Annotated in this window: 16 protein-coding genes; 2 read left to right on the top strand and 14 right to left on the bottom strand. The window is 28.0% G+C overall.

Features of this window, described 5'->3' with window-relative positions; translation table 11 throughout:
* Positions 1-10: 10 nt before the first annotated feature.
* The 8 genes from nusA to VP90_RS05140 form a co-directional block, all read right to left on the bottom strand.
* Positions 11-1564, bottom strand: coding sequence for a transcription termination factor NusA (gene nusA / locus VP90_RS05175; protein ID WP_262590061.1), 1554 nt, complete (start codon positions 1562-1564; stop codon positions 11-13).
* 97 nt (positions 1565-1661) lie between these two features.
* Positions 1662-2831, bottom strand: coding sequence for a methionine adenosyltransferase (metK, locus tag VP90_RS05170; RefSeq protein ID WP_262590060.1), 1170 nt, complete (start codon positions 2829-2831; stop codon positions 1662-1664).
* Positions 2824-4362: an apolipoprotein N-acyltransferase gene (lnt, locus tag VP90_RS05165; RefSeq protein WP_262590059.1), complete on the bottom strand. Its 1539-nt coding sequence runs from the start codon at positions 4360-4362 to the stop codon at positions 2824-2826. Before lnt ends, metK begins: the two co-directional genes overlap by 8 nt.
* A gap of 1 nt (position 4363) precedes the next feature.
* The gene (ybeY, locus tag VP90_RS05160; RefSeq protein WP_262590058.1) at positions 4364-4825 is read right to left on the bottom strand and encodes an rRNA maturation RNase YbeY; all 462 of its coding nucleotides are present in this window, start codon (positions 4823-4825) and stop codon (positions 4364-4366) included.
* Positions 4818-5813, bottom strand: coding sequence for a PhoH family protein (locus VP90_RS05155; RefSeq protein WP_262590057.1), 996 nt, complete (start codon positions 5811-5813; stop codon positions 4818-4820). The genes ybeY and VP90_RS05155 overlap by 8 nt, the downstream gene beginning before the upstream one ends.
* A gap of 3 nt (positions 5814-5816) precedes the next feature.
* Positions 5817-7142 carry a tRNA (N6-isopentenyl adenosine(37)-C2)-methylthiotransferase MiaB gene (gene miaB / locus VP90_RS05150; RefSeq protein ID WP_262590056.1) on the bottom strand — a complete coding sequence of 442 codons (1326 nt, stop codon included), beginning with the start codon at positions 7140-7142 and terminating at the stop codon, positions 5817-5819.
* A 6-nt stretch (positions 7143-7148) separates the two neighbouring features.
* Positions 7149-7559, bottom strand: coding sequence for a Fur family transcriptional regulator (locus VP90_RS05145; protein WP_262590055.1), 411 nt, complete (start codon positions 7557-7559; stop codon positions 7149-7151).
* A 9-nt stretch (positions 7560-7568) separates the two neighbouring features.
* On the bottom strand, positions 7569-7955 hold the full coding sequence (locus tag VP90_RS05140; protein ID WP_262590053.1) for a peptidase M22: 387 nt from the start codon (positions 7953-7955) through the stop codon (positions 7569-7571).
* On the opposite strand from VP90_RS05140, the gene VP90_RS05135 reads away from it, so the two are divergent.
* A complete protein-coding gene (locus VP90_RS05135) occupies positions 7903-8964 on the top strand; it encodes a polysaccharide deacetylase family protein (RefSeq protein WP_262590052.1) in 1062 nt (353 codons plus the stop codon). The genes VP90_RS05140 and VP90_RS05135 overlap by 53 nt on opposite strands.
* On the opposite strand, the gene VP90_RS05130 is transcribed toward VP90_RS05135, so the two are convergent.
* Genes VP90_RS05130 through murJ form a run of 4 tightly spaced genes read right to left on the bottom strand, consistent with a single transcriptional unit; the run spans position 8961 to position 13166 of the window.
* Positions 8961-10028 (bottom strand): glucosaminidase domain-containing protein, encoded by a 1068-nt coding sequence (locus VP90_RS05130; protein WP_262590051.1) that lies wholly within the window; start codon positions 10026-10028, stop codon positions 8961-8963. The genes VP90_RS05135 and VP90_RS05130 overlap by 4 nt on opposite strands.
* Positions 10029-10034: 6 nt before the next feature.
* The gene (locus VP90_RS05125) at positions 10035-10574 is read right to left on the bottom strand and encodes a NifU family protein (protein ID WP_262590050.1); all 540 of its coding nucleotides are present in this window, start codon (positions 10572-10574) and stop codon (positions 10035-10037) included.
* Between the two features lie 56 nt (positions 10575-10630).
* Positions 10631-11632 (bottom strand): tryptophan--tRNA ligase, encoded by a 1002-nt coding sequence (gene trpS / locus VP90_RS05120; protein ID WP_262590049.1) that lies wholly within the window; start codon positions 11630-11632, stop codon positions 10631-10633.
* A gap of 4 nt (positions 11633-11636) precedes the next feature.
* Positions 11637-13166: a murein biosynthesis integral membrane protein MurJ gene (murJ, locus tag VP90_RS05115; protein ID WP_262590048.1), complete on the bottom strand. Its 1530-nt coding sequence runs from the start codon at positions 13164-13166 to the stop codon at positions 11637-11639.
* A gap of 118 nt (positions 13167-13284) precedes the next feature.
* Between murJ and VP90_RS07690 the strand changes: the two genes are divergently transcribed.
* Positions 13285-15573, top strand: coding sequence for an NADP-dependent malic enzyme (locus tag VP90_RS07690; RefSeq protein WP_316963614.1), 2289 nt, complete (start codon positions 13285-13287; stop codon positions 15571-15573).
* Here VP90_RS07690 and VP90_RS05100 read toward each other — a convergent pair.
* Together VP90_RS05100 and rsmI are read right to left on the bottom strand one after the other, a co-directional pair.
* Positions 15570-16166, bottom strand: a complete 597-nt coding sequence (locus tag VP90_RS05100; protein ID WP_262590047.1) for a BON domain-containing protein — start codon at positions 16164-16166, stop codon at positions 15570-15572. The two genes, VP90_RS07690 and VP90_RS05100, sit on opposite strands and share 4 nt — an antisense overlap.
* Positions 16156-17016, bottom strand: a complete 861-nt coding sequence (rsmI, locus tag VP90_RS05095; RefSeq protein WP_262590045.1) for a 16S rRNA (cytidine(1402)-2'-O)-methyltransferase — start codon at positions 17014-17016, stop codon at positions 16156-16158. The genes VP90_RS05100 and rsmI overlap by 11 nt, the downstream gene beginning before the upstream one ends.
* Between the last annotated feature and the right edge of the window lie 5 nt (positions 17017-17021).

The raw sequence follows: 17021 nt of genomic DNA, 5'->3' as shown, positions 1-17021 counted from the left end.
TGCTCATCTCTCAATCTTTGTAAATTATATTTCTAGCAGACATAATTAATTCATCTGCCTCTTCTTTAGATAAAGCAAAATCCTCTAGATAACCCTGAATTTTAACTCTCTCTCCTTTAACTATATCGTAGCCACCAGTAAGTTCATCAGATGCCAGATCTGCAAAATCTTCTAATGTTAATATTTTTTGTTCACCCAATGTAACTAACATTCCTGGAGTTAGACCTTTAAGGTTGATAAGAGCATCTTGCAGACCAAGCTCTTTAATTCTTTCCGATATATCTTCTTGATCTTTTTGGTGAAACTCTTTTGCTCTATCAATTAACGCAATAGCTGTTTCTTCCTCAATTCCTTCTATTTTAGTTAAGTTTTCTGGTAAGCTATCTTTAATATCGTCTATTGTTGAAAAACCTTCGGCAACTAATAACTGACCTAAAGTTTCATCTAATTCTAAGTTTTTAACAAAGTTATCAGTCTTTTCTTTAAATTCTAATTGTCTTCTCTCGGAGTCTTCTGCATCAGTCATAATATTAATTTCATAATTTAACAATTTAGTCGCCAACCTTACATTTTGACCCCTTCGACCAATCGCTTTACTCAAATTTTCTTCAGTTAAAATTACATCAAGTTTTTTTCTTTCTGCATCAACATTAACTCTTTGAACTTCTGCAGGCGACAAAGCATTTGATACTAATATTGCAGCATCCTCTGACCAATTCACAATATCAATTTTTTCTCCTTGAAGTTCATTTACAACTGCCTGAACTCTAGAACCTCTCATACCAACACAAGCTCCAACTGGATCTAATGATGTATCAACTGCTTTAACACAAATCTTTGCTCTACTTCCAGGATCTCTTGAAGAAGATTTAATTTCGATTAATCCATCATATATTTCTGGTACTTCTTGAACAAAAAGTTTCTCCATAAATTTTGGATGAGCTCTAGACAAGAAGATTTGTTGACCTCTTGGCTCTCTTCTTACGTCATAACAATAAGCTTTTACTCTATCACCAGCTTTAATATTTTCTCTAGGAATTAACTCATTTTTTTGAATGATTGCTTCTGTTCTACCTAGATCAACAATAACGCTTCCAAATTCTAATCTCTTAACAATACCACTTAAAATTGTATCTTTTTTATCAATAAAGTCATTAAATTGTCTTTCTCTCTCTGCTTCTCTAACATTAAAGCTTATTACCTGTTTTGCAGTTTGAGCAGCTATTCTACCAAAATCAAAAGATGGTAATGGCTGAAGAACCTCATCACCGATTGATTTATCTTTATTATTTTCATTAAGACTTATCGCATCTTCTAATTTTATTTCTGTATTTGCATTTTCAGGATTTTCAGAAATAACAAGTTTTCTGAACAATTCTATGTCCCCATTATCTCTATTGATTGAAACTTTAATTTCATTTTCTTGACCAAACTTAGATTTAGCTGCTTTAGCTATTCCTGTTTCCATAGAACTAATTATAAGTTCTTTATCTATCGATTTTTCCAAAGCTACTGCTTCAGCAATTCTTAATAATTCTAATTTATCAGCTCTTTTATTTAACATTTTTTATCTGCTCCAAAAAAAAATGGGCCAGAGCCCATTTTGATAATTCAACAATGTAAGGGCAATATAGTAAAGTTTTTTTTTAATTCAACTGAAACTATTTAGAAAAAACGTTGATTTTATCAGTTTTTTCCCATGAAAATGATCCATCATCTCCTGGAGTTCTACCAAAGTGGCCATAGGCTGCTGTTTTTTCATATATAGGTCTATTAAGGTTTAACATCTCTCTAATTCCTCTAGGACTGAGATCAAAATTTTCATTAATCTTTTCAACAACAAATTTGTTTTTATCTAAATCATTATCAAATAAATCAATATAAATTGATAAAGGTTTTGAAACTCCGATTGCATAAGCTAACTGTATCAAACATTTATCTGCTATTTTTGAAGCAACAACATTTTTAGCAATATATCTTGCCGCATAAGCAGCAGATCTATCTACTTTTGTAGGATCCTTACCTGAAAATGCTCCTCCTCCATGGGGTGCTGCTCCACCATAGGTATCCACAATAATTTTTCTTCCTGTTAAACCACAATCACCATCTGGACCACCTATTACAAAATTACCAGTGGGGTTTACATAAAACTCTTCCTCATTAAAATCTTTAAGAAATTTTTCTGGAATTGATTTTAACATATACGGTCTTAATAATTCTCTTACCTGAGCTTGATTAACATCAGAAGAATGTTGAGATGATATGACAACAGATTTTACTTTAGTCGGTTTACCTTCAACATATTCGAATGTAACTTGGCTTTTTGAATCTGGTTCGATATTTTTTAATTTACCAGATTTTCTGTCCTCAGCCATAAGTCTTAAAATTTTATGCGAATAATGAATTGGTGCAGGCATAAATACATCTGTTTCATTACATGCATAACCAAACATTATACCTTGATCTCCAGCACCTTCATCTTTGTTTCCAGATGAGTCCACACCCATTGCAATATCAGCAGATTGAGAATGCAAATGACTTTCTATTTTTGTTGCTTCTTTCCAGGTAAATCCTTCCTGATCATATCCAATATCTTTTATGCAATTCCTTACTTTTTCGATTAAATCATCTTTTTTAATCTCAGGTCCCCTTACTTCACCTGCAAGTACAACTTTGTTTGTTGTCGTTAAAGTTTCACAAGCAACTCTTGAATAAGGATCTCCAGAAATGTAACTATCAACAACCATATCAGAAATTCTATCTGATACTTTATCTGGATGTCCCTCTGAAACTGACTCGCTTGTAAATAGGAAGTTTTTTAAATTACTCATTTTTAATTCTATTAAATGAAAATATTAAAAAAATATACAATAAAATTATTAAACCAAAAATTTTATTCCCATATTTAGAAAAGAATGTTGGTTGAATTTTTCTCATTTTGGTAAAATCAATATATCCAACTTCATTAAAGTTAATTTTTTCTTCAACGATACCGAGAGGATTTACTATCGCAGCTATTCCGTTATTAGCTGATCTAATTACATATTTTCCACTTTCGATAGCTCGAAATATACTGTGAATAAAGTGTTGCTCTGGTCCTATTGATTGACCAAACCATCCATCCTCTGAAATATTTACTATTATGTCAAAGTCATGATTTTTATATAATTTTCCAGAATAAATTATCTCATAACAAATTAATGGTAAAAATTTTATAGAAAAATTTTTTTGATTTAAATCTATAATTTCTCTTTTTTGACCTTTTGAGTAAGATTGATAATTGTTAGTTAAAGATTTGAGACCTACTTTTTTTAATAAATTTTCCATGGGTAAAAATTCGCCAAACGGTACAAGATTTATTTTATTATAATAATTTAATAAATTAAGATTATGGTCATAAACCGATAAAGAATTGTAATACTTAACTTGATCATTAACTTTTGATTTGTTGTTGATGCCTAAAATAAGTAAGTGATTTTCGTTAAAACTTTCATTAAATAAATAATCATAACTTTGAATTTGATCCTGAGAAATTCCAGGCAATATGCCCTCTGGCCAAATGAAAATTGTTTTTTCTTTCTTATTTGGTGAACTAATATTTATAAGATCTTCTATAGTTGATACAGGCCCCTCTCCTGAATAAAACCTATCTAAAGAAATATCGGTGCCAACTAATCTTATTTTATATTCAAGTTTTTCAACATCACTATTGTAAAAATCCTGCTTATTTGAATATCCAAAGAAATAAAATAATAAAAATATTAATGGTAAAATTAAGCAAAAAATTAAATCTTTTTTGTCATTCCGTAAAATGAAGAGTGCAGGACTTAGAAATAAAGTTATACAAATTAAGTTGAAAGAATATGTGCCTATTAAAGATGTTATGCTTAGAATTTGTATATGATTTGAAAAACTATATGCAATTAAGTTCCAAGGGAAACCTGATAAAACTGAACCTCTGATAAATTCTAGAAAACCAAAGATTACAGAAAATAGTAAAATTGAACTCAAAGTTTTATTTGGTTTAAAGAAAATAAACAAATAACAAACAAAACCGTAAAATAACGCAATAAAAGAAGGAACTAAAATTAGAGTGAATGGAATTAAAAATTTAAAATTTTCATCAAATGTTAGTGAAATAGAGATCCAATATATATTTGTTAGAAAATATCCAAATCCAAATAACCAGCCATAGAAAAAAAATAATTTATGTTTGCTCTCTTTTTTTTTAATCAAAAAAATAAAGAATAAGCTAAAGGATAGAAAATTAATTATTAACAAATTGAAAGGTGGTAAACTTAATGAAGTTACCGCTCCAAGAAACAATAAATAAACTATATCAATATATAAATTTTTTTTCAATTTACTTAGTTTTTGAAATAACTGATTTAAATATTTTTTCTTCTTCTTTTAACATTTTTAAATAATCTTTATTTTTTACATGATCAAATCCTAACAAGTGCAAGAAACCATGAATAAACGTTTTAATTATTTTTTCTTTAAATTGTTTATCTGATTGTGATTTTGGTTTATTCATAAAATTAAAACTAATAATTATATCTCCTAAATAAGTTTGCTTTGATATTTTTAATATTTTGCTAGTTGGGAAAGATAAAATATCAGTAGATTTATTTTTATTTCTAAATTTTTTATTTAAAACTTTAATTTTTTTATTGTTTGAAAGAAGTAAAGATAAACTTATTTTTTTATTTAAAAATTTATATTTTTTTGGAAAAGCATCACAAATACTTTTGAAAAAAAAATCTTTTTTTTTAAGTTTTTTAGACCAAGCCTTCTCTTCTGAGAAGACGTTTAAATTAATCATTTTTAGAGTAGGCTTTTACAATTTTAGAAACCAGTGGATGTCTTACTACATCTGAATGATCAAAGTCTACAACTGAAATTTCATTTAGATGCCCCAATAATTCTTTTGATCTAACTAATCCTGACATACTTTTGTTAGGTAGATCTATCTGAGTAGGATCTCCATTGACTACAATTTTTGAATTTTCACCGATCCTTGTTAAAAACATTTTTATTTGTGTATCTGTTGCATTTTGCGCTTCATCTAATATAGCAAAAGAGTTTTTTAGTGTTCTACCTCTCATAAATGCCAAAGGAGCGATTTCAATATCACCAATTTCGATCATTCTTTGTATTTTTTCAAAATCAAATAAATCATATAAAGAGTCATATAAAGGTCTTAAATAAGGATCTACTTTTTCTTTCATATCTCCAGGTAAAAAGCCAAGTCTCTCTCCTGCTTCAACAGCAGGTCTAGATAGAATAATTCTTTCTATTTTTTTTTCTAACAACATAGTCAAACCAACTGCTACAGCTAAAAAGGTTTTTCCTGTTCCAGCTGGACCTGCTGAGATTACAATATCACTTTGTCTTAAAGCTCTGACATAGCTTTTTTGTTTTTCGGATCTGGGAATAATTGATTTTTTTGGTGTTTTTATAATGTCAGTTACATTATTATTTTTAACTTTCTCTTTAATCATAAATTGATCAACTGATGATATAAGATCTTTATTTTCGATTGAACCATTATTTATAAATTGATTAGTTAAAAATTGAATTGCATTTTTTATTAATTCATTTTTTTGTGGATCTGATTTTATCATTATTGAATTTCCCCTAGAATACAAACTAGAGTTAGTCATCTTTTCTAATTCTTTTAAATTTTTATTAAATTCTCCGGCAACGCCCATGAGTAATTCGTTGTTGTGAAATATTACACTTAATGAATTGTTATCTGAGTAAACAAATTTTAGAGTGGTATCGATTTTTTTTTTAATTGTATTATTCAAAGATTATGCCACCTTTTGATCTGGGTTGCTTAACAATTCTCCAAACAATGTAGTTCTATTACTATTTGTAATTTTTACTTTCACAATTTTTCCAATATGTTCTCTTTTACCATTAAAAATTACTGATGTCATATATTCAGTTCTGCCAAAAGCTTTGGATTTATCTTCAGTTAAATTTTCAACCAACACATCAATTGTTCTATTTTCTAATTTTTTGTTCATTTGGGTTTGATTTTCAGATAATAAATTTTGAATAAATTCTAACCTTTCCATTGAAATTTTTTTATCAATTAAATCTAAAGCTTCTGCCTTTGTCCCAGGCCTTGGACTAAATATAAATGAGTAAGAATTTATAAAATTAACTTTTTTAATTAAATCGACTGTACTTTGAAAATCTTCTTCAGTTTCACCAGGATAACCAATAATAAAATCACTTGAAAATTCAATTGATTGATTAATTTTTTTCAATTCGTCATAAACTTTTAAATAATGATCTATTTTATGTTTTCTATTCATCAACTTTAAAATCCTATCGGATCCACTCTGAACTGGAAGATGAACTAAAGGCATTAATTTTTTAGAGACTTTATATACTTCAATTAAATCATCAGTCATATCTTTTGGATGCGAAGTTGTGTATCTAATTCTTTTTACGTCTTTAATCTTTTCAATTTCTAAAACTAAATCAGATAGTCTTTTACTATTATCATTGTAAGCATTTACATTTTGTCCCAAAAGTATGATTTCTTTTGCTCCATGATCTGACAAATAATTTGCCTCCTCAATTATTTGATTGAATGGTCTAGAATATTCTGGTCCACGAGTATATGGAACCACACAAAAATGACAAAACTTATCACATCCTTCTTGAATAGTTAAAAAAGATGAAATCTTACCTGCCTCATTCTTTATTTTACTAAAATATTTAAATTTTGAAACAGCATCAAAATCTGTTTGTTCAATTTTTTTTCTTTTTTCAATATGATCCAGAATCGTTTCGTTAATCTTGTGATAAGCTTGAGGGCCAATTACTAAATCTATATAAGGTTCACGTTTAAGCATCTCTTGGTTTTCTGCTTGAGCAACACACCCTGCAATTATTACTAATGGTTTTTTTTTAGCTCTAAAGCTTTTTTTAACTCTTCCTATTTCAGAATAAACTTTTTCTTTTGCTTTATCTCTGATGTGACAAGTGTTCAACAAATAACAGTCAGCTTCTTCTAGGTTTTCACTTTTTTGATAACCAATTTTCTTTACTGAATCGAAAATTCTATTTGAATCATATTCGTTCATTTGACAACCAAATGTTTTAATGAAAATTTTTTGCATTTTAATTTAGGATTTTTTTTTTATCCCATAAAGTTCAAGCTTATGATCAACTAAAGTGTAACCATATTTATCTGCTACCTTTTTTTGAAGTTTTTCGATTTCTTCATCAACAAATTCTATTATTTCACCTGACTTCACATCTATTAAATGGTCATGATGTCCTTCATTGAGCTCCTCGTACCTAGCTTTTCCACCTTTAAACTCATGCTTAGTAAGTATTCCAGATTCTTCAAATAATTTTACTGTTCTGTAGACAGTAGCAATACTTATTTTATTATCTATCTTTGAAACTCTATTGTAAAGTTCGTCAACATCAGGATGATCAGTGGACTCGGACATGACCTGAGCAATTATTTTTCTCTGGTCTGTCAATTTCACACCTTTTGCTAAACATTTTTGTTCAATTGTTTCGGACATAATTTAATTTTAACTTATATAAATAGGGTTAATCAAATTTTTTTTAATTTTAAATTTATCGCACAAATAAGGGACATTTTCATATTTTACATCTTTTTCACCTTTAAAATCTTTTAAACTATAGCAATAATAATCAATATTTTTTGCTAATTTAAGAGCTTTTACAACAGAGATAGAATTTCTAATCCCTGCAAAACTTCCTGGGCCTCTGTTAATGTATATTTTATTAATATCCTTCAATTCAAATTTATTTAATTCTAAAAATTCTTTTATTTTCAAAGTTAATTTTTCATAATTTATTTTAGTATTCTCATGAGTAATATTGTAAATATGATCATTAGCTATGATCATTAAAAAAATTTTATCTCCAGCTACATCAATTATAAGTTTATTCATTTTATCTTTGTTTTTTAGTTTTAGTTCTAAATCAGATGAAAATAATATCAAATTTTATTCAGAAGATAATGGGATTTTATCAATAATGTATCATCGTTTTAATGAACATAAATACCCGTCAACTAATATTAATATGGAGGTATTTAAGAAGCACTTAGAAACTGTTAAAAATTCTAAATATAATTTTCTTAATCCTAATGAATTTGATTCAAAATTTAAAACTTCAAAATCAGAAAAAGAAGTTTTGATAACAATTGATGATGCATTTGAATCATTTTACAATGAAGCTTGGCCATATTTAAGGGATAACAAAATTCCATTTATACTTTTTGTTTCAACAGAACCAGTTGGGAACAAAGGTTATATGACCTGGGATCAAATTAGAGAAATTGATGCAGTGGATTTTTCTTTAATTGGACATCATTCACATAGCCACGAATACCTAATAGAAGAAACTGAAGAAAATTTCATTTTAGATATAGAAACTGCAAACAAGATTTTTAAACAAGAACTTAATTATATTCCTAGTCTATTCTCTTATCCATTTGGTGAATATTCTAAATTTATGAGAGATTATATTTCTCAAAACTTTGAATATGCATTTGGTCAACATTCGGGGGTTATTGATCTTAACAAAAATAAATTTGAACTGCCAAGATTTCCGATAAATGAAAAATATGGAGAGCTTAAAAGATTTAAATCTATAATTAATTATTATCCTTTAGAATATAAAAGTTTATCTCCAAGTGAAAAACAACTTACAATAAATGACAATCCACCAAATTTTAAAGTTGAATTTTTTAAAGAACAAAAAAATTTAAGCAATATTACATGTTATTCCAACGAAGGAGACCAGTGGGATAAATCTAAAACTAATTTATCTAATCAAATCTTAACTATTGAATTTAGAGAACCTTTTAAACCTAGAAGAGGCAGAATAAACTGTTCATTAAATGATAATGGAAAATGGAGATGGTTTGGAGTTCAATTTCCAATCAAAAAAAATTAAATTAAGCTTTCTAAATCCTTACTAGATGGCAATAATCTTGCCTCATCAAAATCTTTCAATTTATTTTGATTTATTATTTTTTGGAGAACTTCAATGTACTGACTTCCTGTTTCAGCATATTTATCTAAATGTTTAGATAAAATTATACTATCAAGTGGTTTATCATTACTTCTCAACTCACTCCTAGCTTTTCTTAAATTTATGTAAGATTTATGAGTATTTAAATTTCTTAAATATGCTCTCACAGATAGTTGTAAACTATTAAATTTCATGACTTTATGAGTCTCACCTTTCTCAGCTTCTTTAGGTTTTAAACCTTCGCCAGACCACGTCCATTGACCAAATAAAGCATTTCCTTTTCTTGCAAATCTTGAAGTTCCCCAACCTGTTTCTTTTGCTGCTTGTGCAATTACTAACGAAGTTGGAATTTCATCCATCCTTACCTTTAATGATGGAAAATCATTTTGCCTAACACCATATTGTTTAAATTTTTTCTCAAGCCATTTTTTTTCGATATCAGTATTGCTACTTTTATTTAAAATCGTAAAGAGTCTTTTTCTATCTATTCTAATTTTAGTGTTTTCTTTAACGATCAATGGGAGGATTATTTTAATAAACATATCCTTTTTTTTCTTTGAACTAGAGATGTCATTTATTTCGTTTGGAAGAAGTCCTATATCTATAGGCTTTACGAGTTTATTTTCTCTCACATCTTTTAAGTTATAGTTTACCTCTTTAAATAATGAATTGATTTCTGAGGTTGTATACCTGACTAAATTAATCTCTGAATTATTTTCCTCTAAAATATCATAAAGTAAATCCATCTCATCTACTTCACCTGAGATATCTTCTTCAATTAAACCATTTGTATTAAGTTTTTTTAATAAAAGATTTTTAGAATTATTTGTAAATTCCTTATGATTAAAGTTTTTTTCAGCAAAGTTAATAAACATTGGAGTTACATAAAAAAATGAGATTAAAAAAATTCCACTTAGCATAAATCTAGAAATAGAATTAATGCTTTTATTTTTACTAAATTGAAATTTGATTAAATTTTTTTTCATAAATTATTATATCGCAACAACTTCTTTTACCTCTGGAAGATAGTGACAGAGAAGATTTTGTACTCCCTGCTTTAAAGTCATTGTCGAGCTTGGACAGCCTGAACAACTTCCTTGTAGTTGCACTTTTACTATTCCGTCTTTAAATTCTTTAAATTTTATATCACCACCATCTCTTGCAACTGCAGGTCTAATCTTTTGATCTAAAATTTTTACAATTTTTTCCTCAATTTCACTTAGATTGTTATTTTTTTCTTCCTCATTTTCGTCAATGACGTATTCTTTGCCATCTAAATAAAAGTCGTTTATTAGTGAAATAACAATATGTTTAATTTCGTCCCATTTAATTTGGTCATTTTTATTTACTGAAATAAAATCCTGTCCTAAAAAAATACCCTCAACCCCATTGACTGATAAAATATTTCTAACCAAATCATTATTTATTTGATCTTTATTTGTGATTTCATAAGGACCACTATTTGATACTTTCTTCCCAGGAAGAAATTTCAAAGAATTAGGATTTGGCGTTATTTCAGTTTGTACGAACATGTTGTAAGTATATATAGAGCTTATTTCTAAAATTTAAACTTGATATTTAAATTATGTTAAAATCCTAGTATTTCTTTAATTCTATCTATCTTTTTTGATGCAATTGAGTTTGCTTTTTCAACTCCTTCTAGAAGGATTTTATCTAAATAAGGTTGATCATTTAAAAGTTTTTTTATTTCTAAAGATATAGGTTCAATCTTTTTAACCAATAAATCAGAAAGTTGATTTTTAAATTCAGAAAAATTTTTACCTGAAAAATTTTCGACTGTATTTTGTAAAGTTGAATTATTTAAGCTAGAATATATTCCAAGAAGGTTTCTTGCTTCTAACCTCTCATTTAATTCTTCAACATTACTCGGCATTGGTAACGGATCAGTTTTTGCTTTTTTTATTTTATTTACTATTGCATCTTTGTCATCTGTTAAATTAATTCTACTTAAATCGGATAATTCAGATTTACTCATCTTTTTTGATCCATCTTTTAAACTCATAATTCTAGAAAATTCTTTTTGAATTAAAGGTTCTGGTACTTGCAAAAAATTATCTTTATCAAAATCATTATTAAACTTTTGAGCAATATCTCTACATAGTTCAAGATGTTGTTTCTGATCATCACCAACAGGGACATGAGTCGCGTCGTACAAAAGAATATCAGCTGCCATTAAAACAGGATATGAATAAAGTCCAACACTTGCTTTTTCTTTATCTTTACCTGCTTTTTCCTTGAATTGCGTCATTCTATTTAACCAACCCATTCGGGCAACACAGCTCAAAATCCAAGCTCCCTCTGAATGGGCTGCTACACCAGATTGATTAAAAATAATGCTTTTTTTAGGATCAATTCCACTTGCTATAAAAGTAGCTACGGTCTCTCGAATATTATTTTTTAGCTCTTTTGGGTCTTGTTTAACTGTAATTGCGTGCAGATCAACCACACAGAATATACAATCATTATCACGGTCATTATTAAGGTCTACAAAGTTTTTGATTGCACCTAAATAATTACCCAAGTGAAGATTGCCTGTTGGCTGAACACCAGAAAATATTTTTTTACCCATATTTTTAATAGTTTAATTTAATATCACTAATTTTAAAAGCTTTGATGAAATAACAAATAAATATGTAAAAGAATAGTGCAAATAATACGCTCAAGATTAAATAAATTGATTTAAAGCTATAATAAAATAAAAGTTGATTTTCAAAAAAGTTTAATAGAAAATTAAAAAATATTCCCATTAATATTGATGCAAAAATTATTTTAAAGAAATTTAAAATAAAGTTATTTTGAAAATAGAATAAATTATTATTTCTTAAGTATATAAATAATACTACTGCATTAAACCATGATGAGATTGAAGTTGCGATTGGAATTATAATAAAACCTATTTTGTTAAAATAATAAATACTTATTAAAATATTTAAAAGGACTGAAATTAACGAAATATAAAATGGTATTTTTGTATTATGATTAGCAAATAAAAAACTTGAAAAAACTTTTATCAAAGCAAAAGCAGGTAAACCTAAAGCAAAATAAAATAAAGCTAGACTTGAATTATTAACAGATTCTTTGTTAAAATTACCATAACCAAACAAAGCTGAAATTATTTCCTGTGAACCAATCACCAAAGCTACTGTTGCTGGTATACTTAAAAATAAACTCAGCTCTAAAGCTTTGTTTTGAATAAGAGAAATTTTTTCTTCATTTTTAGATTCTATAAACCTTGAAAGTTGTGGCAGAATCACAACTCCAATTGCAATACCAGCTATCGCTAGATTGATCTGATAAATTCTGTCTGCGTAATAAAGATAAGAAACTGCGCTAGCTTGAAAGGAAGCAATAATTGTTCCAACCAAAATATTAATTTGAGTTACGCCAGATGAAAAAATGCTCGGTAATAGTTTTCTAAAAAAAAACTTTACTTTTTCATCACTTGCTAACTTAAAATTAAATTTAAATGAAAAAAATCTTTTAACAAAATAATATAAAAAAATTAATTGTAAAAAACCTGCTAAGGATACACCGTATGATAAATAATAAACAAGCTCATCTCCTAAAGCTTTAGAAAATAATAAAACAATTATTAAAATAAAATTTAATAAAATTGGTGCTGCTGAAGCTGCAGCAAATTTATTATGAGAATTTAATATTGCAGAAAAAAAAGATGCTAAACTAATAAATAATAAAAAAGGAAAAGTAATCCTTGTTAAACTGATAGCTAAATCCATTTTATCTAAATCATCTACAAAACCTGGGGCAATAATTGATACAAATCCAGGCATAAAAATTTGAACAACTATTGTTAAAATTAAGAGACCTAAAAATAAAAGATTAAAAATATTATTTGCAAAATCGTTTGCAGATTTTTTTCCTTTGTTCATTTCAGAAGTATAGCTAGGTACAAAGGCGGCATTGAAAGTTCCTTCTGAGAATAATCTTCTAAATGTATTTGGAATTCGAAATGCTACAAAAAAAGCATCTGCCAACAAACCTGTTCCAAGAAATATTGCAATTAATATGTCTCTAATATATCCAAGCAGTCTGCTAATGATGGTATAAAAGCCAAATGTGCCTGTTGACTTAATTAAGTTCATAAATCATATTAGTCTTAATTTTACCCTAATTGTATACTTATTATCAGAATATATAGATCAAATATTCCAAATAATAAAAAATATAAAATAGATAAAGTTTGTATTCAGTTTAATAAAAATGAAAAAAACAAAGATTGATCATTACACAGATAAAGAAGCTTTAGATTTTCATAAAGATAAGAAACCTGGCAAGATCGAAATAATCTCTTCCAAAAATATGACTACAAAAAGAGACCTTGCTCTTGCTTATTCTCCAGGGGTTGCTGCCCCAGTTAAAAAAATAAGTGAGGATCCAGAAGCAGCTTATGATTATACGAGTAAAGGAAATTTAGTAGCAGTAATTAGTAATGGTTCAGCAATTTTAGGACTGGGCAACTTAGGTGCATTAGCCTCTAAACCAGTTATGGAAGGAAAGGCAGTACTATTTAAAAGGTTTGCAGATATAGATTCGATTGATTTAGAAATAGACTGTAAAGATGCTGATGAAATTATCAATTCAATTAAAAATTTTGCTCCGAGTTTTGGAGGAATAAATTTAGAGGATATAGCTGCACCAGATTGTTTTATCATAGAGCAAAAACTTAAAGAAATATTAGACATTCCAGTATTTCATGATGATCAACATGGAACAGCAATTATCACAACAGCAGCTTTACTGAATGCACTCGACATAAGTGGAAAATCAATCAAAGATATAAAAGTTGTAGTTAATGGTGCTGGTGCATCTGCTCAGGCATGTACAGAGTTATTTATTAACACAGGTGTAAAATCTGAAAATGTAATAATGCTAGATCGAAAAGGTGTGATTTATAAAGGAAGAGCAGAAGGTATAGATCAATGGAAATCAAGATTTGCAATTAATACAGATTTAAGAACTTTAAGTGATGCAATTAAAGGAGCTGATGTATTTTTAGGATTATCTTCCAAAGGTGTTTTGAAAAAAGATATGGTTAAAAACATGTCTAAAAACCCAATTATATTTGCATGTGCAAATCCTGATCCAGAAATTACACCAGAGGAAATAAACGAAGTAAGAAATGATGCAATTATTGCAACTGGAAGATCAGATTATCCCAATCAAGTAAATAATTTAATTGGATTTCCTTATATATTCAGAGGTGCTCTAGACGTAAGATCGAAAACAATTAATGAAGAAATGAAAGTTGCTGCTGCTGAAGCTATAGCAAAACTTGCTAGAGAAGATGTGCCAGATGAAGTTGTTGCAGCTATGGGCGGTGAAAGACCTCATTATGGAAAAGAATATATAATCCCATCAACTTTTGATCCAAGACTAATTAGTGTCATTCCAGCTGCTGTAGCTAAGGCTGCTATTGAAAGTGGAGTTGCTAGAAAAAAAATTGATAACTTTGAAATCTATAAAGATCAACTTAAACAAAGATTAGACCCAACAGTTACAATTATGCAAGGTATAAACTCATTCATTAAAAAAAATCAAAAAAGAATTGTTTTTGCAGATGGGGAAGATGAAAATACTTTAAAAGCTGCAATAGCATTTAAAAATTCAAAACTTGGTATTCCAATTTTAGTTGGTAAAGAAAGTAAAATTAAAGAGCAGATTAAAAATATTGGTTACAGCGAAAATTTTGATATTGAAATTACTAATTCAAAAGACGAAGAAAAAAGAAAAAAATACGTAAATCATCTATTCAAAAAACTTCAAAGAGAACAAGGTTTGTTAGAACGAGATTGTGATCGAATGGTAAGAAACGATAGAGTAGTTTGGGCTACTAGCATGGTAGCTTGTGGAGATGCAGATGGTGCAGTTACTGGAAATACTAGACGTTTTGGAGCATCTCTTGAAAAAATAAAACAAGTTGTAGATGTTAGAAAAGGTGAAATAATGTTTGGACTTAACATGGTTGTTAATAAAGGAAAAACAATTTTTATTGCAGATACAAGCGTTCACGAATACCCAACATCAGAAGAAATGGCGGAAATAGCAATTTCAGCAGCTAGAGTAGTAAGACTTTTTGGAATTGATCCAAAAATTGCATTTGTTTCACACTCTACATTTGGACAACCTTTGACAAGTAGGACAAAACACATTCGTACAGCAGTAGATATATTAAAAGATAGACAAGTTAATTTTGAATTTGATGGTGATATGCAGCCTGATGTTGCTCTAAATTCTGATTATGAAGAACTGTATCCTTTTGCAAAAATAGTAGGTAAAGCAAATATTCTGATAATGCCTGGGCAACACAGTGCAGCCATCTCCTATAAACTAATGAAAACTTTAGGTGATACTAAAGTTATAGGACCCTTATTGATTGGTCTTGGATTACCAATTGAGATAGCTCCACTTAGATCTTCAACATCTGAAATAATTAACTTAGCCTCGATTGCAGCTTATTCATCAGAGGTTATTGAATATCAAATAGATTAATTTTTTTGAATTCTCAAATCTTCAAGTAGTAAAATACTTGCTACAACATCCTCAACGTCAAGAATTTCTTTTGCTTCACTGATAACCATTTCTTTTTCTTCATCAGTTGAGGCTATCCCATACACATAAATTTTCTTTTTATAAGTATCTATTTGATAATTTGTTGCTTTGATATTTTTATTTACTATTAGAGCTGTCCTTAATTGAGACGTTATAAGTAAATCTTTTGCTGATTGCTTAAAATTAAATTCCTCTTTTATTTTGATATCATTTCTTACTGATCTAGCGCCTTTTGTTTCCCAAGCAATTTTAGTAATTTTTAATTTTTCTTCCGGTGCATCAACTTTTCCAGTAATAAATATTCTTCCATCCAAAACTTTAGTTTTAACTTTTAAAAAATGTTTTTTATCCATAGCAAGTATTTTACTTGAAATCGTTTTTTGCATAATAGAGTCATCTATTTGTGTTCCGACAGTTCTTGGATCGATTGCAACTGATACTCCAGTACCAAATAAACCAGTTGAGCTAACTCCTGGTACACAACCAGATAAAATAACTGATAAAAAAATAATTATTAAAATTTTAAATTTCATTTTTTAATTTTAAGCAATAATTATAAACCACTTTTTTGGGAACATTTTTATTGCTACATATTAAATCTGTAATTTCTTTTGTAGTTAATTTGTTAACCATTTTCTTAATCAAATTAATATCTGATTCACTTAGCTTTTGGGAAGCTTTTTCTTCTTTTTTTTCAGAAATAACTATTGTTAATTCGCCTTTTAATTCACTATTAAATAATTCCAATTCATCAATATTCTTTCTAATATACTCTTCATACAATTTAGACAGCTCTCTACAGAAGACTATTTTTCTTCCACTAAAAAATTTTTTAAATGCAGGTATAAGTTTATTTATTTTTTTTGATGATGAAAAAAAAACTAAACTGTGATTAAAATTTGATAATTTTTTTAATTCATCTTCAATTTGATTGTTTTTTTCTGGTAAAAAACCATAAAATAAAAACTTATCCGAAAACCCACTTGCTGCAACAGCAGTTGTAACTGCTGACGGTCCAGGTATTGAAAATATATTAAGATTATTCTTTATACATTCATTTACTAATACTAAACCTGGATCAGAGATACTTGGAGTTCCTGCATCTGATATCAGTGAAATTAATTTACCTGATTTTAAATATTCAATTATCTGTAATGCATTTTTTTTTTCATTGAATTTATGATTTGAAATCAATTTTGATTTGATTTTATATTTTTCTAATAAATTTTTAGAAACTCGTGTATCCTCGCAAAGTATATAATCTGATTTTTCCAGAACCTCTAATGATCTAAATGATATATCTTTTAAATTACCTATTGGTGTTGCTACTAAATAAAGCCCATTTTTATAATCATTTGATTTAAATTGTGGTTTTGTGATCATAATTC

Origin of the sequence: Candidatus Pelagibacter ubique HIMB140 (assembly GCF_025558165.1) — a bacterium.
Taxonomy (GTDB): Bacteria; Pseudomonadota; Alphaproteobacteria; order Pelagibacterales; family Pelagibacteraceae; genus Pelagibacter; species Pelagibacter ubique_T.
The sequence above is the reverse complement of the archived record's forward strand: the minus strand, read 5'-3'. Positions and strand labels throughout refer to the sequence as shown.